Source organism: Bacillus sp. FJAT-25509, assembly GCF_001420605.1.
In the GTDB taxonomy this organism is placed as follows: Bacteria; Bacillota; Bacilli; order Bacillales; family Bacillaceae_G; genus Gottfriedia.
Window position 1 is genome coordinate 1 of record NZ_LJIZ01000006.1, and the last position, 24,587, is coordinate 24,587.

General features: G+C 35.5%; 25 protein-coding genes, 1 rRNA gene and 2 other annotated features. All 26 genes read left to right on the forward strand.

What is annotated here, in order from left to right:
* Positions 1 to 73: ribosomal RNA gene (gene rrf, locus AN960_RS25420) — 5S ribosomal RNA — on the forward strand; the annotation flags it as partial.
* 399 nt (positions 74 to 472) lie between these two features.
* Positions 473 to 934 (forward strand): CtsR family transcriptional regulator, encoded by a 462-nt coding sequence (locus tag AN960_RS04210; RefSeq protein ID WP_056467317.1) that lies wholly within the window; start codon positions 473 to 475, stop codon positions 932 to 934.
* A gap of 19 nt (positions 935 to 953) precedes the next feature.
* Complete coding sequence (mcsA, locus tag AN960_RS04215) at positions 954 to 1,502, forward strand: protein-arginine kinase activator protein McsA (RefSeq protein ID WP_056467320.1); 549 nt, start codon at positions 954 to 956, stop codon at positions 1,500 to 1,502.
* Positions 1,503 to 1,507: 5 nt separating this feature from the next.
* Complete coding sequence (gene mcsB / locus AN960_RS04220; protein ID WP_056467323.1) at positions 1,508 to 2,575, forward strand: protein-arginine kinase McsB; 1,068 nt, start codon at positions 1,508 to 1,510, stop codon at positions 2,573 to 2,575.
* 20 nt (positions 2,576 to 2,595) lie between these two features.
* Positions 2,596 to 5,037 carry an ATP-dependent protease ATP-binding subunit ClpC gene (gene clpC / locus AN960_RS04225; RefSeq protein ID WP_056467326.1) on the forward strand — a complete coding sequence of 814 codons (2,442 nt, stop codon included), beginning with the start codon at positions 2,596 to 2,598 and terminating at the stop codon, positions 5,035 to 5,037.
* Between the two features lie 179 nt (positions 5,038 to 5,216).
* Entirely contained in the window at positions 5,217 to 6,596 is a 1,380-nt protein-coding gene (gene radA / locus AN960_RS04230) for a DNA repair protein RadA (RefSeq protein WP_056467330.1), read from the forward strand.
* A gap of 2 nt (positions 6,597 to 6,598) precedes the next feature.
* A complete protein-coding gene (gene disA / locus AN960_RS04235) occupies positions 6,599 to 7,672 on the forward strand; it encodes a DNA integrity scanning diadenylate cyclase DisA (protein ID WP_056467333.1) in 1,074 nt (357 codons plus the stop codon).
* A gap of 50 nt (positions 7,673 to 7,722) precedes the next feature.
* Positions 7,723 to 8,793 carry a PIN/TRAM domain-containing protein gene (locus tag AN960_RS04240; RefSeq protein WP_056467336.1) on the forward strand — a complete coding sequence of 357 codons (1,071 nt, stop codon included), beginning with the start codon at positions 7,723 to 7,725 and terminating at the stop codon, positions 8,791 to 8,793.
* A 20-nt stretch (positions 8,794 to 8,813) separates the two neighbouring features.
* Entirely contained in the window at positions 8,814 to 9,500 is a 687-nt protein-coding gene (gene ispD, locus AN960_RS04245; RefSeq protein WP_056467339.1) for a 2-C-methyl-D-erythritol 4-phosphate cytidylyltransferase, read from the forward strand.
* A gap of 11 nt (positions 9,501 to 9,511) precedes the next feature.
* Positions 9,512 to 9,991, forward strand: a complete 480-nt coding sequence (gene ispF / locus AN960_RS04250; protein WP_056467343.1) for a 2-C-methyl-D-erythritol 2,4-cyclodiphosphate synthase — start codon at positions 9,512 to 9,514, stop codon at positions 9,989 to 9,991.
* Between the two features lie 42 nt (positions 9,992 to 10,033).
* On the forward strand, positions 10,034 to 11,494 hold the full coding sequence (gltX, locus tag AN960_RS04255; RefSeq protein WP_056467346.1) for a glutamate--tRNA ligase: 1,461 nt from the start codon (positions 10,034 to 10,036) through the stop codon (positions 11,492 to 11,494).
* Positions 11,495 to 11,536: 42 nt separating this feature from the next.
* Positions 11,537 to 11,755, forward strand: a binding site (T-box leader).
* Between the two features lie 82 nt (positions 11,756 to 11,837).
* Complete coding sequence (cysE, locus tag AN960_RS04260) at positions 11,838 to 12,476, forward strand: serine O-acetyltransferase (RefSeq protein ID WP_056467349.1); 639 nt, start codon at positions 11,838 to 11,840, stop codon at positions 12,474 to 12,476.
* Positions 12,477 to 12,480: 4 nt separating this feature from the next.
* Positions 12,481 to 13,881, forward strand: coding sequence for a cysteine--tRNA ligase (gene cysS, locus AN960_RS04265; protein ID WP_056467352.1), 1,401 nt, complete (start codon positions 12,481 to 12,483; stop codon positions 13,879 to 13,881).
* Between the two features lie 4 nt (positions 13,882 to 13,885).
* Positions 13,886 to 14,302 (forward strand): Mini-ribonuclease 3, encoded by a 417-nt coding sequence (locus tag AN960_RS04270; RefSeq protein ID WP_056467355.1) that lies wholly within the window; start codon positions 13,886 to 13,888, stop codon positions 14,300 to 14,302.
* Between the two features lies 1 nt (position 14,303).
* Positions 14,304 to 15,047: a 23S rRNA (guanosine(2251)-2'-O)-methyltransferase RlmB gene (gene rlmB, locus AN960_RS04275; RefSeq protein ID WP_056467358.1), complete on the forward strand. Its 744-nt coding sequence runs from the start codon at positions 14,304 to 14,306 to the stop codon at positions 15,045 to 15,047.
* 34 nt (positions 15,048 to 15,081) lie between these two features.
* Complete coding sequence (locus AN960_RS04280; RefSeq protein WP_390312709.1) at positions 15,082 to 15,561, forward strand: NYN domain-containing protein; 480 nt, start codon at positions 15,082 to 15,084, stop codon at positions 15,559 to 15,561.
* A 65-nt stretch (positions 15,562 to 15,626) separates the two neighbouring features.
* Positions 15,627 to 16,277 carry an RNA polymerase sporulation sigma factor SigH gene (gene sigH / locus AN960_RS04285; protein WP_056467364.1) on the forward strand — a complete coding sequence of 217 codons (651 nt, stop codon included), beginning with the start codon at positions 15,627 to 15,629 and terminating at the stop codon, positions 16,275 to 16,277.
* 134 nt (positions 16,278 to 16,411) lie between these two features.
* A complete protein-coding gene (rpmG, locus tag AN960_RS23885; protein ID WP_082459366.1) occupies positions 16,412 to 16,558 on the forward strand; it encodes a 50S ribosomal protein L33 in 147 nt (48 codons plus the stop codon).
* 112 nt (positions 16,559 to 16,670) lie between these two features.
* Positions 16,671 to 16,868 (forward strand): preprotein translocase subunit SecE, encoded by a 198-nt coding sequence (secE, locus tag AN960_RS04290; RefSeq protein ID WP_235832964.1) that lies wholly within the window; start codon positions 16,671 to 16,673, stop codon positions 16,866 to 16,868.
* 113 nt (positions 16,869 to 16,981) lie between these two features.
* Complete coding sequence (gene nusG / locus AN960_RS04295) at positions 16,982 to 17,515, forward strand: transcription termination/antitermination protein NusG (protein WP_056467370.1); 534 nt, start codon at positions 16,982 to 16,984, stop codon at positions 17,513 to 17,515.
* Between the two features lie 169 nt (positions 17,516 to 17,684).
* Positions 17,685 to 18,110, forward strand: a complete 426-nt coding sequence (gene rplK, locus AN960_RS04300; RefSeq protein WP_056467373.1) for a 50S ribosomal protein L11 — start codon at positions 17,685 to 17,687, stop codon at positions 18,108 to 18,110.
* Positions 18,111 to 18,225: 115 nt separating this feature from the next.
* On the forward strand, positions 18,226 to 18,915 hold the full coding sequence (rplA, locus tag AN960_RS04305) for a 50S ribosomal protein L1 (protein WP_056467376.1): 690 nt from the start codon (positions 18,226 to 18,228) through the stop codon (positions 18,913 to 18,915).
* Positions 18,916 to 18,969: 54 nt separating this feature from the next.
* Positions 18,970 to 19,105: a sequence feature (ribosomal protein L10 leader region), on the forward strand.
* Between the two features lie 43 nt (positions 19,106 to 19,148).
* Positions 19,149 to 19,649 carry a 50S ribosomal protein L10 gene (gene rplJ, locus AN960_RS04310; protein WP_056467377.1) on the forward strand — a complete coding sequence of 167 codons (501 nt, stop codon included), beginning with the start codon at positions 19,149 to 19,151 and terminating at the stop codon, positions 19,647 to 19,649.
* Between the two features lie 56 nt (positions 19,650 to 19,705).
* The gene (gene rplL, locus AN960_RS04315) at positions 19,706 to 20,065 is read left to right on the forward strand and encodes a 50S ribosomal protein L7/L12 (protein ID WP_056467380.1); all 360 of its coding nucleotides are present in this window, start codon (positions 19,706 to 19,708) and stop codon (positions 20,063 to 20,065) included.
* Between the two features lie 107 nt (positions 20,066 to 20,172).
* On the forward strand, positions 20,173 to 20,772 hold the full coding sequence (locus AN960_RS04320) for a class I SAM-dependent methyltransferase (protein WP_056467383.1): 600 nt from the start codon (positions 20,173 to 20,175) through the stop codon (positions 20,770 to 20,772).
* 245 nt (positions 20,773 to 21,017) lie between these two features.
* A complete protein-coding gene (rpoB, locus tag AN960_RS04325; protein ID WP_056467386.1) occupies positions 21,018 to 24,548 on the forward strand; it encodes a DNA-directed RNA polymerase subunit beta in 3,531 nt (1,176 codons plus the stop codon).
* Positions 24,549 to 24,587 lie beyond the last annotated feature (39 nt).

Consider the following 24,587-nt stretch of genomic DNA (forward strand, 5'->3'; position numbering starts at 1 on the left):
ACACGGCAGTTAAGCTCTTTTGCGTCGATGGTAGTTGGGGGTTTCCCCCTGTGAGAGTAGAACGTCGCCTGGTAACCGAAAACATCAGCTTTTAGGCTGATGTTTTTTTTGTTATCTTAAAATGCTTAAAGGATCAAACGAAATAGTTCAAGTTAATAATTTTTTTAATAAAAGTATAAAGGAAAAAAAGCTTCTTAAAAGAATTGTATAACATATATATTTATATACTGATAAAGAAAAATCGCCAATTGACGAGCCTTTAGGCAAAGATAGCACTTATACTTAATACCCAAAACTGGAAAATATGTCAATTTTTCTCCTAGGCTACCAATTTATACTTTCTTAATGTACAAAAAAAGATTAAGAGCTGTATCGTTTGGAAAAAATGGTAAAGAGATAATAGTTGAAATTTTTCATGAAAGGAATATAATAATAGTCAAAGATAGTCAAAGTCAGTAAAGGTGGTAAATAGATGAAGAATATATCAGATATTATTGAACAATATCTAATGCACTACTTTGACATATCCGATAAAGATTATGTCGAGATAAAAAGAAGTGAAATAGCAAATAAATTTGATTGTGTACCTTCTCAAATAAATTATGTAATAAATACTAGATTTACACTAGAAAGAGGATATGTAGTAGAAAGTAAACGCGGCGGTGGAGGGTATATTCGAATTATTAAAGTGCAATTTCATGATAAAGCGAGCGTAATTGATCAAATATTAAGTAGCTTTACTAATAATATTGCACAGTCTAGCTCGGAGGACTATATTCGTCTACTACTTGAAAAGAGTGTAATTACAGGGCGAGAAGCAAAAATGATGTTAAGTGTATTAGATCGTTCAGTAATAATGGTTAATTTACCTTATCGAGACGAGTTAAGAGCAAGAATGTTCAAGGCAATGCTAAGAAGTTTAAAGTATAAATAGAATATGGAGGTTGCCCATTATGATTTGTCAAGAATGTCAAGAGCGTCCGGCAACATTACACTATTCTAAAATTATTAATGGTGAGAAAACAGATATTCACTTATGTGAGAAATGCGCAAATGAATCGAACAATAAATATATTTTTTCTGAAATAGGTGGTTATTCTGTAAATGATTTGTTAGCTGGATTGTTTAAAGGTAATACTGGTATTTATGAAATGAAGAAAAATAAATTTCATCAAGATTCCCATATTGAATGTCCTAGATGTAAGATGACTTTTCAAAAGTTTACTAAAATTGGTCGTTTAGGTTGTTCAACTTGTTATGAAACATTTATGGATCAGATGAAACCAATTGTTAAAAGAATTCATAGCGGTAATGTATCTCATACAGGGAAAATACCTCAAAAGATTAATGGTGAGATCTCCTTAAAAAGAAAGCTACAAGACTTGAAATCTCAAATGAAAAATTTTATTGAAAAGGAAGATTTTGAGCAAGCAATTAAAATTCGGGATGAAATTCGTGAAATTGAAAAAGATTTACAAGCCCTTCAAAAGGAGGTGGAGTAAGTTACATGTCTATTAATCGAATTATAAATGAAGCCATCAGTCCTTGGATGAAACAAGAAGGTCCGGACGATGATATCGTTTTAAGTAGTCGTATTAGGCTCGCTAGAAATTTTAGTGCATATTTGTATCCAACTTTACTTAGTCAAGACAAGGCTAAAGAAATTTGTCATTTAGTTAAACATTATTTTGAAGGTAGTACAGCTTTACCAAACGGACCTTTTGAATATATTGAAATTAATAAGTTAGAACCAGTAGAGAAAAGAGTATTAATTGAAAAACACTTAATAAGTCCTAATTTAGTTCAAGAGTCGGTACATGGTGCATGTATATTATCTCAGGACGAACAAATTAGCATTATGATTAATGAAGAAGACCATTTAAGAATTCAAGCTCTATTTCCAGGTTTACAACTTAGAGAGGCACTTACTCAAGCGAATCATATTGATAATTATATAGAGAGTCAGCTTGAATATGCTTTTGATGAAACAATTGGTTATTTAACCAGCTGTCCTACTAATGTTGGTACCGGATTAAGGGCCTCAGTGATGATGCATCTTCCAGCACTGGTCATCACGAAACAATTTGACCGCCTCATTCCTACTATTAATCAACTTGGTTTAGTAGTAAGAGGAATTTATGGCGAAGGTAGCGAAGCATTAGGTAATATCTTTCAGATTTCGAATCAAATAACACTAGGGAAATCGGAAGAAGAAATTATAGAAGATTTAACCACAATTGTACAACAACTGATCAAACACGAGAAATCAGCAAGGGATGCACTTGCAAGAACTTCTTTAATTCTTTTAGAAGATCGAGTTTTTCGTTCTCTAGGTACATTGAAATACGGAAGAATAATAGAAACAAAGGAAAGTGCTAAGTGTTTATCAGATGTACAATTAGGGATTGATTTAGGTTTAATTGATGGTTTATCTAAAAACTTTTTACATGAATTAATGATATTAACTCAACCAGGTATTTTACAACAGCATGTAGGTGATCAGCTTACTCCCGAAGAAAGGGATATTAAAAGAGCGTCACTAATACGCGAAAGATTATCTAACAAAAATAACTAATTATATGGGAGGAACCAATTATGATGTTTGGTCGATTTACAGAACGTGCTCAAAAAGTATTAGCTCTTTCTCAAGAAGAGGCAATCCGAATTGGACACTCAAATATAGGTACAGAACATATTTTACTAGGACTTGTTCGAGAGGGAGAAGGCATTGCTGCTAAGGCATTACTTGCACTTGGATTAAGCCCAGAGAAAGTTCAACAAGAAGTGGAAACATTAATAGGACGTGGTCAAGGAGTTGCTCAAACTGTACACTACACTCCTAGAGCTAAAAAAGTGATTGAATTATCAATGGATGAGGCTCGCAAATTAGGGCATTCATATGTAGGAACAGAGCACATCCTTTTAGGACTAATTCGAGAAGGTGAAGGTGTAGCAGCAAGAGTATTAAATAATCTTGGTGTTAGCTTAAATAAAGCTCGTCAACAAGTTCTCCAATTATTAGGTAGCAATGAAAGCTCGTCTAATCATCAAAATGGCTCTGCTAATCAAGCAAACACACCGACATTAGACAGCTTAGCTCGTGATTTAACAGTATCGGCTAGAGAGGGTCGCTTAGATCCTGTAATCGGACGTGGTAAAGAAATTCAGCGAGTAATTGAAGTGTTAAGCCGACGAACTAAGAATAATCCAGTATTAATTGGTGAGCCTGGTGTAGGTAAAACGGCTATTGCAGAAGGATTAGCTCAACAAATTGTTAATAATGAAGTACCAGAGATTTTAAGAGATAAACGAGTAATGACACTTGATATGGGTACTGTTGTAGCTGGAACTAAGTACCGTGGTGAATTTGAAGATCGTCTGAAAAAGGTAATGGACGAAATTCGTCAAGCTGGTAATATTATTCTTTTCATTGATGAACTTCATACACTAATCGGTGCAGGTGGGGCAGAAGGTGCAATTGATGCATCTAACATCTTAAAGCCGTCATTAGCACGTGGTGAGCTACAATGTATCGGTGCAACAACAATTGATGAATACCGTAAATATATCGAAAAAGATGCTGCGTTAGAGCGTCGATTCCAACCAATTCAAGTTGATCAGCCGAGTGTAGAGGAGTCAATTCAAATTCTTCAAGGCTTACGTGACCGTTATGAGGCACATCATAGAGTATCAATTTCTGACCAGTCAATTATTGAGGCTGTAAAACTATCTGATCGATACATTACAGACCGTTTCTTACCGGATAAAGCAATTGATGTTATTGACGAGGCAGGTTCTAAAGTACGACTACGTAGCTTTACTACACCGCCAAATTTAAAAGAATTAGAATTAAAATTAGAGGAAGTTCGTAAAGAGAAAGATGCAGCTGTTCAAAGTCAAGAATTTGAAAAAGCGGCATCATTAAGAGACTCAGAACAAAGATTACGTGAACAATTAGAAGATACGAAACGCCAATGGAAAGAGAAACAAGGTAAAGAAAATTCTGAAGTAACTGTAGAGGATATAGCGAATGTTGTATCATCATGGACGAATATTCCAGTTACAAAACTTGCTCAAACAGAGGCAGATAAACTGTTAAATATGGAAAGTGTTCTTCATAAACGAGTAATTGGTCAAGAAGAAGCAGTAGTAGCAGTTTCTAAAGCTGTACGACGTGCAAGAGCTGGATTAAAAGATCCAAAACGCCCAATTGGTTCATTTATTTTCTTAGGTCCTACAGGGGTAGGTAAAACAGAGTTAGCTCGAGCATTAGCTGAAACAATTTTCGGCGATGAAGATGCGATGATTCGTATTGATATGTCAGAGTATATGGAAAAACACGCAACATCTCGTTTAGTAGGGGCACCTCCAGGTTATGTAGGATATGATGAAGGTGGTCAATTAACTGAGAAAGTTAGACGTAAACCTTACTCAGTAATTCTATTAGATGAAATTGAGAAAGCTCATCCAGATGTATTTAATATCCTACTTCAAGTATTAGAAGACGGTCGATTAACTGATTCAAAAGGCCGCACAGTTGACTTTAGAAACACACTTGTTATCATGACATCCAACGTTGGAGCAAGTGCTTTAAAAACAAATAAGTATGTTGGATTTAATATTAACGATGGCGAAAAAGATTACAAAGATATGAAAGGAAAAGTATTAGAGGAACTGAAAAAAGCATTCCGTCCTGAATTCCTAAACCGTATCGATGAAACAATCGTTTTCCATTCATTAGAAAAGAAACATATTAAAGAAATTGTTCACTTAATGGTTAATAGCTTAACTAAGCGTTTAAAAGAACAAGAAATTGAACTAGAATTATCAGATGCAGCAATTGATAAAATTTCAGATGAAGGATTCGATGCTGAGTATGGTGCTCGTCCATTAAGAAGAGCAATTCAAAAACAAGTAGAGGATCGTTTATCCGAAGAATTATTAAAAGGTAATGTTGAAAAAGGCCGAAAAGTTATTCTTGATGTAAAGGATAATGAATATTTGATAATACCGGCAGCTGAAACTGTAAATCAATAAACAATTACAAAGTTCATACCTTTTATGAAGGATAATTGAACAAATTAATTGTAAAGTTATCTAATTTGTGAAAAAGGGCGTGAAGCCCTTTTTCTTATATCAAAAAAGCGTTAGGATAGACTTAGAATACATACTCTATTAATATAGAAAATCATAGTAACAAAAGAGGTACTATACATATGGCTAAAAAAAGTAAAACTAAATTCGTTTGTCAATCTTGTGGATATGAGTCAGTTAAGTGGATTGGAAAGTGTCCTGCATGTAACGAGTGGAATACAATGGTTGAGTTCATAGAACAGCCTGCTAGTTCAAGAAGGCTAACATTTAATACAAATGCTTCAGCAGAAGGAACGAAACCAATTTCAATCATGGAAGTGGAAATAGGTACTGAAACTCGTATCGAAACTTCCTTCGATGAGTTTAATCGGGTTTTAGGTGGCGGAATCGTTTTAGGTTCATTAGTATTAATTGGTGGTGACCCGGGGATAGGTAAGTCGACGATGCTCTTACAGGTTTCCTCACAATTGGCTAAAAAAGATCATAAAGTTTTATATGTTTCAGGTGAAGAATCTCAAAAGCAAATAAAATTAAGAGCAGAACGACTAGGTGTCGCTACACAAAACTTATATGTTCTATCCGAGACAGATTTGTCTTATATTGCTCGGTATATGGATGAGATGTCTCCTGATTTTGTTGTAATTGATTCTATTCAAACAATCTATTTACAAGAAGTAACATCTGCTCCTGGTAGTGTTTCTCAAGTTCGAGAGTGTACTTCAGAATTAATGAAAATCGCGAAGACAAAAGGCATCCCAATCTTTATAGTAGGGCATGTAACAAAAGAGGGATCAATTGCTGGCCCACGTTTACTGGAACATATGGTAGATGCAGTGTTATATTTTGAAGGTGAAAGACATCATACATATCGAATATTAAGGGCAGTTAAAAATCGTTTTGGATCTACTAATGAAACAGGTATTTTTGAGATGAAAGAGTTGGGATTAGTGGAAGTGCTGAATCCATCAGAAATATTCTTAGAAGAGCGACCTTTTGGAGTAGCAGGTTCAACTGTTGTTGCATCTATGGAAGGTACTAGACCTGTACTTGTTGAATTACAAGCACTTGTCTCTCCAACGAGCTTTGGGAATGCAAGGCGAATGGCAACAGGTATTGATCACAATAGGGTATCATTAATTATGGCTGTATTAGAAAAGAGAATGGGCCTTTTATTACAAAATCAAGATGCTTATTTAAAGGTTGCCGGAGGACTGAAGTTAGATGAGCCAGCTGTAGACTTAGCTGTTGCAGTAAGTATAGCATCAAGCTTTCAAGATAAACCTACTAATCCAACAGATGTAGTAATTGGCGAGATCGGTTTAACAGGAGAAGTTCGTAGGGTATCTAGAATAGAGCAAAGAGTACAAGAAGCAGCAAAACTTGGATTTAAAAGAGCAATAATTCCATCAAAAAATATTGGAGGATGGAGTTTTCCTGAAGGAATGGAAATAATAGGTATTAATACAGTACATGAAGCATTAAAATACGTGTTAGGAGGGTAGAGATGGAGGATCAAAAACAAAAAGCTAAATCAATGTTGCCAGTTTTAGAAATGATCGCTCCAGGTACACCATTGCGTGATGGCATTGATAATGTACTTAGAGCACAGACTGGTGGATTAATTGTACTTGGCTTTAATGATGAAACAAAAGAAATGGTCGATGGTGGTTTTCATATTAATGACCCTTTCTCTCCAGCTAGCTTATATGAATTAGCAAAAATGGATGGAGCTCTCATTTTAAATGAAACAGGTTCAAAAATCCTGTTGGCAAATGCACAATTGATACCAGATCAATCAATCTTTACAAAAGAAACTGGGATGCGTCACCGAACAGCAGAACGAGTATCAAGACAAACAGGAAACTTAGTAATTGCTATATCACAAAGACGTAATGTAATTACCTTATATAAAGGTAATTTACGCTATACACTGCGAGATATTGGCGTAATTTTAACAAAGGCTAATCAAGCGATTCAGACTCTTGAAAAATACAAAATTGTTTGGAATCAAGGGATTACTTCACTTAGTATTTTAGAATTTGAAGAGCTGGTTACATTATTTGAAGTTGTAAATGTTTTACATAGTGTTGAAATGGTTCTTCGAATTAAAAATGAAATTAATAACTATGTAATTGAGCTTGGTGATGAAGGAAGACTGATTGAATTACAGTTAATTGAGATCATTTCGGACCTTGAGGAGGAGGCATTACTTTTAATAAAGGATTATCATTATAATAAGGAACAAGATCCTAAAAGTATTTTGCAAAAACTTCAAGAACTAGCAAACGAAGAATTGTTAGAGGATCATGCCATCATTAAATTGCTAGGTTATCCGAATAACACTAATCTTGAAGAAATGGTAGAGCCTAGAGGGTATCGTATGTTGATGAAAATTTCTAGACTACCGCCGTTAGTTATTGAAAATTTAACACAAAGATTTAAGCACCTTAAAGGTATATACAAAGCTACTCTTGCTGAGTTAGATGATGTTGATGGAATCGGTGAAATTCGTGCGAAAAAAATCAAAGAAGGATTAAAACGAATTCAGGAGCAACTGTATATCAATAGACATAACTAAGTTATTTCGTCTAAGATAGAGTTAATTATTTATTTAAAGGAGGTGGCGAATTGATAAAGAGGATCGTTCAAGTTATTTATATTTTTGTCGGAAGTACTTTAGGTTTAGTACTTTTTCCACTATTAGATAAACTGTTGAAAACAGAGTTACCTAATATATTGCATAATTCTTATGTGCAAGCTTTAAGTGGAGCAGTGATCTTTTTTATTTTATCGCTTTGGTTAGTTGATCCAACAGTAACGTTTATCAAGTATATTGAGGAGAAATTATTAAAAGCTCCTATTTCAATGATTTTGTTTGGTAGTTTAGGACTTGTTTTTGGACTTATTCTGGCATTTCTTATTTCATTGCCAATTGACTCAATTAGATTACAGTATGTTTCATCAATTATTCAAATAGTAGTTACGATTTTATTAGGATATTTAGGTTTTCAAGTTGGGATTAAAAAGAGAGAAGAATTATTGAGTTTATTTACTTTATCTTCAAAGGCTAAGAAAAAGGCTGCTGAAGAGCAAGATACACCATTCGATATTCCAGTTAAAATTTTAGATACTAGTGTAATCATTGATGGTCGTATTGCTGATATTTGTCAAACTGGATTCATAGAAGGAACAATTGTGATTCCACAATTTGTATTAGCAGAATTACAATATATAGCTGATTCCTCGGATACGTTAAAACGAAATAGAGGACGAAGAGGATTAGATATTCTTAATAGAATCCAAAAAGAGCTAGCTATGAAAGTTGAAATCTACGAAGGGGATTTTGAAGATGTTCCCGAAGTAGATGCAAAATTAGTAAAGCTTACTAAATTAAAAAATGGTATTTTAGTGACAAATGACTTTAATTTAAACAAAGTAAGTGAACTTCAGCAAATTAAAGTTTGGAATATTAACGATCTAGCAAATGCAATTAAACCTGTAGTATTACCAGGGGAAGTATTAACTGCTTTTGTAGTTAAAGAAGGTAAAGAAAAATTACAAGGTGTTGCATATTTAGACGATGGTACAATGATCGTTGTAGAAGACGGTAAAGAATCAATTGGTAAACGAGTGGATACAGTCGTTACGAGCGTACTACAAACTTCTGCAGGTCGCATGATTTTTGCAAAAGTAAAGTAAGTTAGAGAGGTATACGTAAAATGCAATATAAGGTCATCATCCCAGCAGCGGGTTCTGGCTCACGAATGGGTGCAGGCTATAATAAATTATTTCTAAAAATAATTAGCTCGCCAATTATTGAATTAACTTTAAAAGTATTTGGCGAAGATCAGCGTTGCAATGAGATTATCTTACCGATTAAAGAATCTGAAAAACAGTTCTTTGAAACTTTAAATTTGCCAAGCAGTATACAAAATAAAATAACCTATGTAAAAGGTGGAGCAGAGAGGCAAGAAAGTGTCTATAATGGTTTAGCTTCAATTAAGGATACTGAAAGTTTTATTTTGGTACACGATGGGGCGAGACCTTTTGTAACAAATGCAGTGATTGAGCGGATTCTTGAAAAAATGAATGAACATGAGGCAGTCATCTGTGCAGTTCCAATGAAAGATACAATAAAAAAAGTTGTTGATCAAGAAGTCGTTGAAACAATCGATCGTTCTACACTTTGGGGAGTACAGACTCCCCAAGCTTTTACATACAAATGCTTAATAGAAGCGCATCAAAAAGCAATTGAAAATGGTTATTTGGGAACTGATGATGCAAGCTTAGTTGAATGGAACGGAAGTAAAGTTTTTGTAGTAAATGGAGATTATAACAATATTAAAGTAACAACGAAAGAAGATATGTTTTTTGCTGAAACAATCTATGAACAATATAGAGGTTAGAAGGTGTTTACATGTTTAGAATTGGACAAGGGTTTGATGTTCACGCTTTTGCAGAAAATCGCCCATTAATTATTGGTGGAATTGAGATCCCATACGAATTAGGTTTATTAGGTCATTCTGATGCCGATGTTCTTCTTCATACAATATCGGATGCATTGCTTGGGGCTATAGGTGAAGGAGATATAGGTAGACATTTCCCAGATACGGATCCAGCTTTTAAAGATGCTGATTCAGCCAAACTACTTCAGCACGTATTTCATATTGTTAAGGATAAAGGTTATGAGTTAGTTAATGCAGATTGTACGATTATTGCTCAAGCGCCTAAAATGGCACCGTATATCCAATTAATGAGAGAGAGAATTGCAGAACTGCTTGAAACGACATCTGATTGTATTAATGTAAAAGCAACAACAACTGAAAAATTAGGTTTTACAGGAAGAAAAGAAGGAATTGCATCGCAAGCGGTTGTATTGTTACAAAAGAAGGCTTAAACTAATAAAGTATATTAATTATTCAGTGGAGAGTGTCTATAAATGTCAAATAGAGTAAGAGTTCGTTATGCACCTAGTCCGACAGGTCATTTACATATTGGAAATGCACGTACAGCATTATACGTATATTTATTTGCTAAGCATTTTAATGGTGATATGGTATTACGTATTGAAGATACAGATATAGAACGTAATGTTGAAGGTGGCGAAGAAAGCCAAGCGAAATTTTTACACTGGTTAGGTATTGATTGGGATGAAGGTCCGGATAAAGGTGGCGAGTACGGTCCTTATCGTCAGCTAGAAAGACTAGACTTATACAAACAATATGCTAATGAATTAATTGAGAATGGTCATGCATACAAGTGCTATTGTACAGAGGAAGAGCTTGCAGCGGAACGTGAAGCACAATTAGCTGCTGGTCATCCAACTACACGTTATAGCGGAAAATGCCGTCATTTAACAGCTGAAGAAAGAGCTGTAAAAGAAGCAGCAGGTGCAGAGCACACTATTCGTTTTGCAGTACCAGCAAACGATACGTATGAGTGGGAAGATATCGTTCGTGGTAATATTAAATTTGAATCAAAAGATATCGGTGACTGGGTTCTTGTTAAAAAGAACGGAATCGCTACTTATAACTACGCGGTAGTAGTTGATGATGCATTAATGAAAATTAGTCACGTACTGCGTGGAGAAGAGCATATTTCAAATACGCCTAAACAATTAATGGTATATCGTGCATTAAATTGGGATGCTCCAGATTTTGGTCATATGGCAGTAATTGTGAACGAAAACCGTAAAAAGCTTTCAAAACGTGACGAATCTGTATTACAATTTATTGAACAATATCAAAATCTTGGTTACTTACCAGAAGCATTATTTAACTTTATTGCTCTTCTTGGTTGGTCACCAGTTGGTGAAGAAGAAATTTTCAGCAAGGATGAATTTATTAAAATTTTCGATCCAAGCCGTTTAAGTTCTGCTCCAGCTATGTTTGATAAGCAAAAATTAACTTGGATTAACAATCGTTATATTAAAGAGCAACCATTAGAAAAAGTGGTGGAAATTTCATTACCACATCTAATTAAAGCTGGTTTTGTAAATGAGGAACGTACTGCAGATGAAAACCTATGGGTTACAAATCTAGTAGCTTTATATCAAGACCAAATGAGCTTTGGTGCTGAAATTGTAGAATTATCAGGCTTATTCTTTAAAGACGTGTTAACATTCGGTGAAGAAGAGCAAGCTGTTATTTCTGAAGAGCAAGTGAAGGAAGTACTTTCAGCATTAGTTGAAGAACTTAAAGCTTCTGAAGAATTTACAGTTGATTCGATTAAAGCTTCAATGAAATCAGTTCAAAAGTCAACTGGACAAAAAGGCAAAAAATTATTTATGCCAATTCGTGTTGCAACAACTGGTCAATGTCATGGTCCAGAATTACCAGCAGCGATGACTTTATTAGGAAAAGAAAAAGTTATTGCTCGCTTACAACAAATTATTGGTTAACATTTTGATTAATTTGTAATATATATAAGTAATATTTATATAGGTAAAATGTTGATAGGGAAAAGTAAATGGTTACTCGTTACCCAGAGAGAATCACATTGGTGAAAGTGATTTTAACAGTAGTCATGGAAGTGCCCCCTTGAGTCCTTAGCCGAAAAACACGTTTTAGTAGGCTAGGGCGGTGGAAACCGTTACATTACATGAGTTGAGATAATTTATTTTATCTAAACAGAGTGGAACCGCGCATAAAGCGTCTCTGTGTATTTTAAGTACACAGGGACGCTTTTTATATTTTAGAGAGAAAAAATAAAATTCTTAATAAATTCTTTAAGGGGAAATGAAGATGCTAAAGTACATGAAGGAAGATGTTGCGACGATATTTGAACGCGATCCAGCCGCTACTAGCTATTTAGAAGTTATTCTTACGTATGCTGGTTTACATGCATTATGGCTTTATCGATTTGCTCATTATTTCTATCGGAAAAAATGGCACTTTATTGCAAGGAGTATTTCACAGTTTGCTCGTTTTTTAACAGGAATCGAGATTCACCCAGGGGCGACAATTGGTAGACGATTTTTTATCGATCATGGAGCTGGAGTTGTAATTGGAGAAACATGTGAAATAGGCGATGATGTTACGATTTATCAAGGAGTAACATTAGGCGGAACCGGGAAGGAAAAAGGTAAGCGTCATCCAACCTTATTGAGTGGGGTACTGGTAGCTACGGGTGCAAAAGTTTTAGGGTCAATCACAATCGGAGAAAATGCAAAAATCGGTGCAAATTCAGTTGTACTAAAGGATGTTCCAAATAATACTACGGTTGTTGGTATACCTGGTAAGATAGTTGTTCAAGATGGAATTAGAGTAAATAATCAATTTGACCACTGTGATCTACCTGACCCAGTAGCAGATCGATTACTGCAACTAGAAGCGGAATTAGAAGAGCTAAGAGGTTTAATGAGAATATCTGAAAGGAAGTAAAACTATGGCAATTCAAATTTATAATACATTAACAAGGAATAAAGAAGATTTTAAGCCTATAGAAGAAGGTAAGGTCAAAATGTATGTATGTGGACCTACTGTATATAACTATATTCACATTGGTAATGCAAGACCTGCTATTGTTTTTGATACAGTAAGACGTTATTTTGAATATCGTGGATATGAAGTAAACTTTGTTTCAAACTTCACTGATGTTGATGATAAGTTAATTAAAGCAGCTAATGAATTAGGTTCAGATGTCCCAACTATAGCAGATCGTTTTATTAATGCATATTTTGAAGATGTTCAAGCGCTCGGTTGCAAAACAGCAACGAATCATCCTCGTGTAATGGATAATATGGATATTATTATTGAGTTTATCGATGAGCTTGTAAAAAAAGGCTATGCATATGAATCTGAAGGTGACGTATACTTCAAAACAAAAGAATTTAACGGTTACGGTAAACTTTCACACCAATCAATTGAAGACCTTCGAATTGGTGAAAGAATTGAAATTGGTGAAAAGAAAGAAGATCCATTAGACTTCGCTCTATGGAAAGCAGCTAAACCAGGTGAAATATTCTGGGAAAGTCCTTGGGGAAAAGGTAGACCAGGATGGCATATTGAGTGCTCAGCAATGGCAAAGAAATATCTTGGCGAAACAATTGATATTCATGCAGGTGGTCAAGACTTATCATTCCCACACCATGAGAATGAGATCGCTCAGTCAGAAGCCTTAAGCGGGAAAACTTTTTCAAATTATTGGATGCATAATGGATATATCAATATCGACAACGAAAAAATGTCTAAGTCATTAGGTAACTTTGTCTTAGTACATGACATTATTAAGATCGTTGATCCTATGTTATTACGTTTCTTTATGTTATCAGTGCATTATCGTCACCCAATTAACTATAGCGAGGAACTTTTACAAGAAGCTAAAAATGGTTTTGAACGTATTAAAACGGCTTACCAAAATAGTAATCACCGTATAGAAAGTAGTACTAATTTAACAGAAGATGACAATAAGTGGTTAAAAGAAATAGCAGATGAAAAAGCCGTCTTCACAAAAGTAATGGATGATGACTTTAATACGGCTAATGCGATTTCAGTTTTATATCAATTAGCTAAATTGGCAAATCAATATTTACTAGAGACACATACTTCTACGAATGTATTAAATCAATTAGTAGCAACTTTTGATGAATTATCAAGTGTACTAGGCATTACACTAGTTAGTGAAGAAGCACTGTTAGATGATGAAATCGAAGCATTAATTCAAAAACGTACAGATGCACGTAAAAATCGTGATTTTGCATTAGCGGACCAAATTCGTGACCAATTAAAAGAAATGAATATAATCATTGAAGATACTCCGCAAGGTATTCGCTGGAAAAGAGGATAACTTCATGATTGAAAGTAACCAAAAAATTGATGTTAAACAACTAAACAGTTTAGCACTTGCATATATAGGTGATGCTGTATATGAAATTTATGTACGTCATCACCTCCTTGAAAAAGGAACTGTGAGACCTAATCAACTTCACCGAGCAGCAACAAGATTTGTTTCTGCTAAAGGACAAGCTAAAGTAATTAGAGAAATGCTTTCTACTGAGATATTGTCAGATGAAGAAGTTGCAGTTGTTAAAAGAGGCCGTAATGCAAAATCAGGAACCGTGCCAAAAAATACTGATGTACAAACATATCGATACGCAACCGCAATGGAAGCGTTAATTGGATACCATTATTTATTAAAAAATGAAGATAGACTCAATATAATTGTACGTTTTGCGATTCAATTTATTGAGAATGATAAAGGAGCATAATATGTCTGAGGAATTTATTATTGGACGTAATCCAGTTATGGAAGCAATACGTTCAGGTCGTGATATAAATAAAATATGGGTTAGCGAAGGGGCAAATAAAGGTCAAATTCATAAACTTTTAGAATTAGCTAACCAAAACAAAGTGATTGTTCAAACAGCACCAAACAAGAAATTAGATGGAATGGTTAAAGGAAACCATCAAGGTGTAGTAGCGCAAGTAGCTGCATATGAATATGTGGAACTTGATGATTTATTTGAAGTTGCTAGTAGTCGAGATGAACAACCGTTTTTCTTAATTCTTGATGAAATTGAAGACCCTCATAATTTAGGCTCAATTATGCGAACTGCAGATGCAGTTGGTGCTCATGGAATCATTATTCCAAAGAGAAGAGCGGTAGGGTTAACATCAGCGGTTGCTAAAGCTTCTACTGGAGCAATTGAATATATTCCAGTAGCTCGAGTAACGAACTTAGCAAGAACTATAGATGAATTAAAAGAAAGAGGAGTTTGGATTTTTGGTACAGATGCAAAAGGTGCTGATGACTATCGAAACATGGATGGCCAAATTTCCCTTGGTTTAATTATTGGTAGCGAAGGTAAAGGCATGAGCAGGATCTTAAAGGAAAAATGTGATTTCCTAATTAAGTTACCAATGGTCGGTAAAGTTACATCGTTAAATGCGTCTGTTGCGGCTAGTTTATTAATGTATGAAATACATCGTAAGAGACACCCGCTTGGATCATAAAAAGAAAGAGATTCTTATTGTAGATGGTTATAACATGATTGGAGCTTGGCCGAATCTTAGAAAACTTCGAGAAATTGACTTTGATAAATCACGTGATTATCTAATTACTCAGCTTGCTGAGTATAAGGCATACACAGGGATGTCTATAATTGTTGTATTTGATGCTCATTTTGTAAATGGCATCGAAAAGGTCGACAAGAATTCAAAGGTCGAAGTGATCTTTACTCGAAAAAACCAGACGGCTGATGAAAAAATTGAAAAACTTGCAATTGAGCTTCGTCATGTTAACCATCATATTTATGTTGCGACTTCTGACTTTACTGAGCAATGGCAAATATTTGGACAAGGTGCACTTCGTATACCTGCAATGGAACTATATCGATCGGTTACTCAAAATAAAAAAATGATAAGTAGTCGAATTAGTGAAATACCTGATCAAAGACTGACAATTAGTAAGACTTTAAATTCGAAACAAACAGAAATTTTAGAAAAATGGCGAAGAGGGGAACGATGACTTATTGTTTCCTTCTTCTTTGTGCTGTATAATTTAATTAAATTGTTTGGTCGGAGGTGCTAATTTTGAACGTTGAACAGGAATTGAAGCTAATGATAGAGTATGGCCCTTTAGAAGATGAGGTAATTCTCGAATATGTTCGAGAAGGTGATCAAGAGGCACTAACATTTTTAATTCAAAAGTACCGAAATTTCGTTAAAGCAAAATCTAGGTCTTATTTCCTAATAGGAGCTGACCGTGAAGACATCATTCAAGAAGGTATGATTGGATTATACAAAGCAATTCGTGATTACAAAGAAGACAAACTTTCGTCTTTCAAGGCGTTTGCAGAATTATGCATTACAAGACAAATTATTACAGCAATTAAAACAGCAACTAGACAAAAGCACATCCCATTAAATTCTTATGTTTCATTGGACAAGCCTATTTATGATGAGGAATCTGATCGTACATTACTGGATGTTTTAACAGAAACAAAAAACATGGATCCAGAGGAACTTGTTATCAATCAAGAAGAAAATGTGGACATAGAGCTTAAAATGTCTGAATTATTAAGCGATTTAGAAAGAAAAGTATTATCACTCTATTTAGATGGTCGATCATACCAAGAAATATCAGAAGAGTTAAATAGACATGTGAAATCGATTGATAATGCTTTACAAAGAGTGAAAAGAAAGCTTGAAAGATATATGGAAATAAGAGAACTGTCAGTTTAATCAGATCAAAGAAGCTCCCTTGTAGTTCGTGATAATGTATAGAAGTACAAGGGTAAACAAATGAGTTTGACAGTTTATAATTCGCATGGTACATTCTAAATGGATAATTATAGATGAATTAGGTTGGTGTCACCATGAGAAAAAAAGTTGTTCTGTCGTGCGCTAATTGCAATAATAGAAATTACTCCACGATGAAGAATTCCTCTTCTGTAGAACGTTTGGAGATGAAAAAGTTTTGTAAAACATGCAATGAGCATACAACACATAAAGAAACAAAATAAATGAAGTAAGATAAATGATAATTGCGAATGTCCTTATTCATTATATAAACTAAAGATTATGCACTATTTTTTGGACAAGACGGACGTTTCGTAAATCTCTAAACTAGTATATATGGGGGTTGCATCTGTGGGTCGTATCGGTAAGTTTTTTCGCGAAGTAAAAAGTGAAATGAAAAAAGTTTCATGGCCTAAACGTAAAGAATTAGTTAATTCAACAGTTACAGTATTAGCTACAGTTTTATTCTTTGTAGTATTCTTCGCTGTAATTGACACAGGACTTTCTAAACTAATTCGACTTATTCTTGAATAAGTTAAAACTAATTGTGCTATAATGAGTGATAATGTTTAAAAAAAAGCCCGGTGACGGGTTTTTTAATTTGCAAAGAAAGTTGACCGGGGAGGGAAGGACAGTAGTCCTCTAACATGGAAAAAAGATGGTATGTAGTTCATACTTACTCAGGATATGAGAATAAAGTAAAAGCAAATTTAGAAAAACGTGTAGAAACAATGGGAATGCAGGATAAAATTTTCCGTGTAATAGTTCCAGAAGAATCAGAAGTAGAAATGAAGAACGGTAAAGAGAAAGTAACGAAACGTAAAGTGTTTCCTGGTTATGTGCTAGTTGAACTAGTAATGACTGACGATTCTTGGTATGTAGTTCGAAATACACCGGGAGTAACTGGTTTCGTTGGCTCAGCTGGATCTGGTTCAAAACCAACCCCACTTTTAGAAGAAGAAATTACACATATTCTAAAACATATGGGTCTAGATGAACAAACAATTGATATTGATTTAGATGTAAATGAAGTTGTTCGATTAAAAGAAGGTCCATTTGCGAATTATACTGGATCAATTAAAGAAATTGACTTCGAAAAGAAAAAAGTGACTGTGTTAGTAGAATTCTTTAATAAAGAAACGCCGGTAGAACTGGATTTACATCTTGTTGAAAAATTATAATACAAGACCTTGCATTTTTAATTTGAAAATGTTAGACTTTTAAAGGTCAATATGCATCGAAAAGATGATATTAACTTCTGTATAAGAATATGCATGCAAATGCAAAACGATATGAGTGGGAGGGTGTAAAAACCCGTTACCACATCACGGACTTAAGGAGGTGTGTCTCGTGGCTAAAAAAGTAATTAAAATGGTAAAATTGCAAATTCCTGCAGGGAAAGCAAACCCAGCACCACCAGTTGGTCCTGCACTAGGACAAGCAGGTGTTAACATCATGGGATTCTGTAAAGAGTTCAACGCTCGTACAGCTGACCAAGCTGGTCTAATTATTCCTGTCGAAATCACTGTATTCGAAGATCGTTCGTTTACATTTATTACGAAAACTCCTCCTGCTGCTGTACTTCTTAAAGTAGCGGCTGGTATCGAGTCTGGTTCAGGTGAACCAAATCGTAAAAAAGTAGCAACAGTTAAACGCGATAAAGTGCGTGAGATTGCTGAACAAAAAATGCCTGACTTAAATGCTGCTTCTGTTGAAGCTGCTATGCGTATGGTAGAAGGTACTGCACGTAGTATGGGTATCGTTATTGAAGACTAATCCCATCTTCAATAAGGTGTGATTGAGGAGGTTGCGAACATCATTTGATGTGTTTTATCGCAACCTTTATTCGTGGGAGGAAAATCCGTTAAAACCACATTAGGAGGAATAAAACATGGCTAACAAAGGTAAAAAATACCAAGAAGCTATTAAATTAGTAGATCGTACAGCTGTTTACGCAGTAAACGAAGCTGTTGAACTTGTTAAAAAGACTACAACTGTTAACTTTGATGCAACAGTTGAAGTAGCATTCCGTTTAGGAGTAGATCCAAAGAAAGCTGACCAACAAATTCGTGGTGCAGTAGTTCTTCCACACGGTACTGGTAAAGTACAACGTGTATTAGTATTCGCTAAAGGTGAAAAAGCTAAAGAAGCTGAAGCTGCTGGTGCTGATTTCGTAGGCGATGCTGACATGATTAACAAAATCCAACAAGGTTGGTTCGATTTTGATGTAGTAGTAGCAACTCCAGACATGATGGCTGAAGTTGGTAAATTAGGACGTGTATTAGGACCTAAAGGTTTAATGCCAAACCCGAAAACAGGTACAGTTACATTTGACGTAACAAAAGCTGTTAACGAAATCAAAGCTGGTAAAGTTGAATACCGTGTTGATAAAGCTGGTAACATTCACGTGCCAATCGGTAAAGTATCTTTCGAAAACGAAAAGTTGGTAGAAAACTTTACTACAATCTTTGAAACTATGGTAAAAGTTAAACCTGCTGCTGCTAAAGGAACATACATGAAGAACGTAGCAATCACTTCAACTATGGGCCCTGGTATCAAAGTAGATCCAGCTAGTTTCTAAGATAAAAAACAAAGTTGACAATTCGACAAGAACTCTCTATAATGGAGATTGTCTTGCTAATTAAATAGACTACCGTAGACAGTAGGTGCTTACGCTTAATATCCTACCGAGGTGTATAACTGATAAATTCGTGCATATACAACCTCCATGTCTTTTTTTAAAAAGTTCGTGGAGGTTTTGCTATGGTTACACTTTTGCGGTATACACACTAAAATCCACAGGAGGTGTAATAAATGAGCGCAGTATTAGAAGCTAAAAAACAAGTTGTATCTGAAGTAGCTGCTAAATTACGTGATAGTAAATCAACAGTTGTTGTTGACTACCGTGGTTTAAATGTTGCTGAAGTAACTGAATTACGTAAGCAATTACGTGAAGCTGGCGTTGAGTTCAAAGTTTACAAAAACACTTTAACTCGTCGTGCTGCTGAAGAGGCTGGCTTAGCTGGTTTAAATGAATCATTAACTGGTCCAAACGCAATCGCGTTTAGTACGGAGGATGTAATTGCTCCTGCTAAAGTAATCAACGACTTCGCTAAAAAACATGAAGCTTTAGAAATTAAAGCTGGTGTAATCGAAGGAAATGTTGCTACTGTTGAAGAAGTAAAAGCTCTTGCTGAACTTCCATCTCGCGAAGGTTTACTTTCTATGTTGCTTAGCGTGCTACAAGCACCAATACGCAACTTCGCTCTTGCAACTAAAGCAGTTGCAGAACAAAAAGAAGAACAAGGCGCTTAATGCCAAGATCGCTTAAAATATATAATTTAAAGGTATAAACAAGGAGGAAATTAACAATGACTAAAGAACAAATCATTGAAGCAGTTAAAAACATGACTGTATTAGAATTAAATGACTTAGTAAAAGCAATCGAAGAAGAGTTTGGCGTAACTGCTGCTGCTCCTATGGCTATGATGGCTCCAGGTGCTGAAGCTGCTGCTGAGCAAACTGAATTTGATTTAGTATTAGCTAGCCCTGGCGACCAAAAAATCAAAGTAATCAAAGTTGTTCGTGAATTAACTGGTTTAGGATTAAAAGAAGCTAAAGAATTAGTTGACAACACTCCTAAAGCAATTAAAGAAGGAATCAGCAAAGAAGAAGCTGAAGAAATGAAAGCTAAACTTGAAGAAGTTGGCGCTAACGTAGAAGTTAAGTAATTTCTAAAAGTTTTTAGAAAAGCTCGCATTTATGCGAGCTTTTTTTGTACATATGGGATTACTTTTGGGAAGACTGTTGATAAGTATATATGGAAGAAGGATTTTTTATGACAGATCATTATTTTACAAATCAACCGAATAGTAAAACTGATAAAAAGGTATTTTCATTTTCTTTAAGAGGTAATGATTTGAAGTTCCAATCTGATTCAGGTGTTTTTTCTAGGAATGAAGTTGACTTTGGGTCCCGTGTTTTAATTAACGCGTTCACATTTCCAGAAGTTGATGGGGATATTTTAGATGTTGGTTGTGGGTACGGTCCAATAGGATTATCAATCGCGAAAGATGATCCTAGTCGAATGGTGGAAATGGTTGATGTAAATTTAAGGGCAATTGAATTAGCGAAAGAAAATGCAAATGTAAATAAAATAGAAAATGCGAAAATCTATGAAAGTAGCATCTATGAAAATGTAACTGGTGTATATGCGGCTATTTTAACAAATCCGCCAATTCGTGCTGGAAAAAGTGTTGTTCATGAAATTTTAAAAGGTGCTCATGGTAAATTACTCCCTGGTGGAGAGCTTTGGGTAGTTATAAAAAAGAAGCAAGGTGCACCATCTGCTCTTGATTTATTAAAAGAAACTTTCAACGAGGTAGAGGTAGTAAAAAAAGATAAAGGATATTATATCATAAAAAGTAAAAAAGATTGACTGTAATTTTTGCTTGTGATAGTATTATTAAATGCCAATATATATTTATTTTCAAAAATGATTTTTTTGAAAGTGGGTATATTTCTATATTCTTTGGAAATGATAGTAAAATGACTGTCGTTGAGTTTAATAAATGGTTTTCATTTTGAAACCATTTTATTTTTTGTTTAACAAGTAAGGGATATTTTCTGCTTATTTGTTACTATTTTTTTGTTTTAAATACTCTTATTTAAGGGGTGAATATGTTGACAGGTCAACTAGTTCAATATGGACGACACCGCCAACGCAGAAGTTATGCTCGTATCAGTGAAGTTTTAGAGTTACCTAACTTAATTGAAATACAAACAGCATCTTACCAATGGTTCTTAGATGAAGGTTTGAGAGAGATGTTCCAAGACATTTCACCAATTGAGGATTTCACAGGTAATCTATCATTAGAATTCATTGATTACAGTTTAGGTGAGCCGAAGTATGTTGTAGAAGAATCGAAAGAGCGTGACGTAAACTACGCTGCTCCACTTCGAGTGAAAGTTCGCCTATTAAATAAGGAAACTGGCGAAGTTAAGGAGCAAGACGTTTTCATGGGGGATTTCCCACTGATGACGGACACAGGCACATTCATTATTAATGGTGCTGAACGTGTAATCGTTTCACAATTAGTACGTTCTCCAAGTGTGTACTATAGTGGAAAGATTGACAAAAATGGTAAAAAAGGTTATACGGCTACAGTTATTCCGAACCGCGGTGCTTGGTTAGAGTACGAAACGGACGCGAAGGATGTAGTTTATGTACGTATTGACCGTACAAGAAAATTACCGGTAACGGTACTACTACGTTCGCTTGGGTTTGGTACAGACCAAGAGATTCTAGACTTATTAGGCGAAAATGAATACCTACGTAATACTCTTGAAAAAGATAACACAGATAGCACTGAAAAGGCGCTTCTTGAAATCTATGAAAGATTACGTCCAGGTGAACCACCTACAGTAGAAAACGCTAAAAACCTATTAATTACTCGCTTCTTTGATCCGAAGCGTTATGACTTAGCTAGCGTTGGACGCTACAAAATAAATAAAAAATTACACATTAAAAATAGACTATTTAACCAACGTATTGCAGAAACATTAGTGGATCCAGAAACTGGTGAAATTATTGTAGAAAAAGGGACAACTCTTGATCGCCGTACGTTAGACCGTATTATTCCATTCTTAGAAAAGAATATCGGTGAAAAAGTTGCTCACCCTGCTGCTGGCGTATTAGAAGATGAGATTACTCTACAATCTATTAAAATTTACGCACCTGTAGAAGATGGTGAACAAGTTATTCAAGTTATTGGAAATGCGAATGTGAGCAAAAGTGTGAAAAACATTTCACCTGCGGACATCATCGCTTCAATATCTTACTTCTTTAACCTGCTACATAACGTAGGTGACACTGACGATATTGACCATTTAGGAAATCGTCGTTTACGTTCAGTTGGTGAATTACTTCAAAACCAATTCCGTATCGGTTTATCTCGTATGGAACGTGTAGTACGTGAACGTATGTCAATTCAAGATACAAACGCAGTTACTCCACAGGCGTTAATTAATATTCGCCCTGTAATTGCTTCAATTAAAGAATTCTTTGGTAGTTCACAGCTATCTCAATTCATGGACCAAACAAATCCTCTTGCTGAATTAACTCATAAAAGAAGACTATCAGCTCTAGGACCAGGTGGTTTAACACGTGAACGCGCAGGATTTGAAGTGCGTGACGTTCATTACTCTCACTATGGTCGTATGTGTCCGATTGAAACGCCTGAGGGACCAAACATCGGATTAATTAACTCGCTTTCTTCTTATGCAAAAGTAAATCAATTTGGTTTCATTGAAACTCCATATCGTCGTGTAGACCCTGAAACAGGTCGTCTATCAGATAAAATTGACTATTTAACTGCTGATGAAGAGGATCTATACGTAGTTGCCCAAGCGAATGCTCGTTTAGGTGAAGATGGTAGTTTCTTAGATGAAGATGTAGTTGCACGTTTCCGTGGAGACAACACTGTTGTTAAACGTGAGCGTATTGACTACATGGATGTATCTCCTAAACAAGTAGTATCAGCTGCGACAGCATGTATTCCTTTCTTAGAGAACGATGACTCGAACCGTGCCCTAATGGGAGCGAACATGCAACGTCAAGCAGTGCCATTATTAAACCCTGAATCTCCAATCGTAGGTACGGGTATGGAATACGTTTCAGCAAAAGACTCTGGTGCTGCAGTAATTTGTAAACACCCAGGTATCGTTGAACGTGTTGAAGCAAAAGAGGTTTGGGTACGTCGCTACTTAGAAGTAGATGGACAAAAAGTTAAAGGTGACCTTGATAAATATCGTATGTTAAAATTCGTGCGTTCTAACCAAGGTACTTGTTATAACCAACGCCCAATCGTAAGTGTTGGTGACGAAGTAGTAAGAGGCGAAATTCTTGCAGATGGACCTTCAATGGAAAAAGGTGAATTAGCACTAGGACGTAACGTATTAGTAGCATTCATGACATGGGATGGTTACAACTACGAGGATGCGATCATTATGAGTCGTCGTCTTGTTAAAGAAGATGTTTACACTTCAGTTCATATTGAAGAATATGAATCAGAAGCTCGTGATACAAAATTAGGACCTGAAGAAATCACTCGTGATATTCCAAACGTTGGTGAAGATGCACTTAAAAATCTTGATGAGCGTGGAATTATCCGAATTGGTGCAGAAGTTAAAGATGGAGATTTATTAGTTGGTAAAGTAACGCCTAAAGGTGTAACTGAATTAACTGCTGAAGAACGTCTTCTACATGCAATCTTCGGTGAAAAAGCTCGTGAAGTTCGTGATACATCTTTACGTGTTCCACACGGTGGTGGCGGGATTATTCTTGATGTGAAAGTATTCACTCGTGAAAACGGTGATGAATTACCACCAGGAGTAAACCAACTTGTTCGTGTTTATATCGTTCAGAAACGTAAAATCTCTGAAGGGGATAAAATGGCTGGACGACATGGTAATAAAGGGGTTATCTCTCGTATTTTACCAGAAGAAGATATGCCATTCTTACCTGATGGAACGCCAGTTGATATCATGTTAAATCCTTTAGGGGTACCTTCTCGTATGAACATCGGTCAAGTATTAGAGCTACACTTAGGTATGGCTGCAAGATATCTTGGCATTCATGTTGCTTCTCCAGTATTTGACGGAGCACGTGAGGAAGATGTTTGGGGAACAATTGAAGAAGCTGGTATGGCACGTGATGCAAAAACTGTACTTTATGATGGACGTAGTGGTGAGCCTTTCGATAACCGCGTTTCTGTAGGTGTCATGTATATGATCAAACTTGCACACATGGTTGACGATAAGTTACATGCTCGTTCAACAGGACCATACTCACTTGTTACGCAACAACCACTTGGTGGTAAAGCTCAATTTGGTGGACAGCGTTTTGGTGAGATGGAGGTTTGGGCACTTGAAGCATACGGTGCTGCTTATACATTACAAGAGATCTTAACAGTTAAATCTGATGACGTTGTTGGCCGTGTGAAAACATATGAAGCAATCGTTAAAGGTGAAAATGTACCAGAACCAGGTGTTCCAGAATCATTCAAAGTATTGATTAAGGAATTACAATCTCTAGGTATGGATGTTAAAATGATGTCTGCTACAGATCAAGAAATCGAAATGCGTGATACTGAAGATGATGATGATCAAGCTTCAGAACATTTAGCGATGGATATGGAATACGTAAAAGAATAAGTATTATATAGGGTAAAACCTTAGGACAGAAAGGGAGGT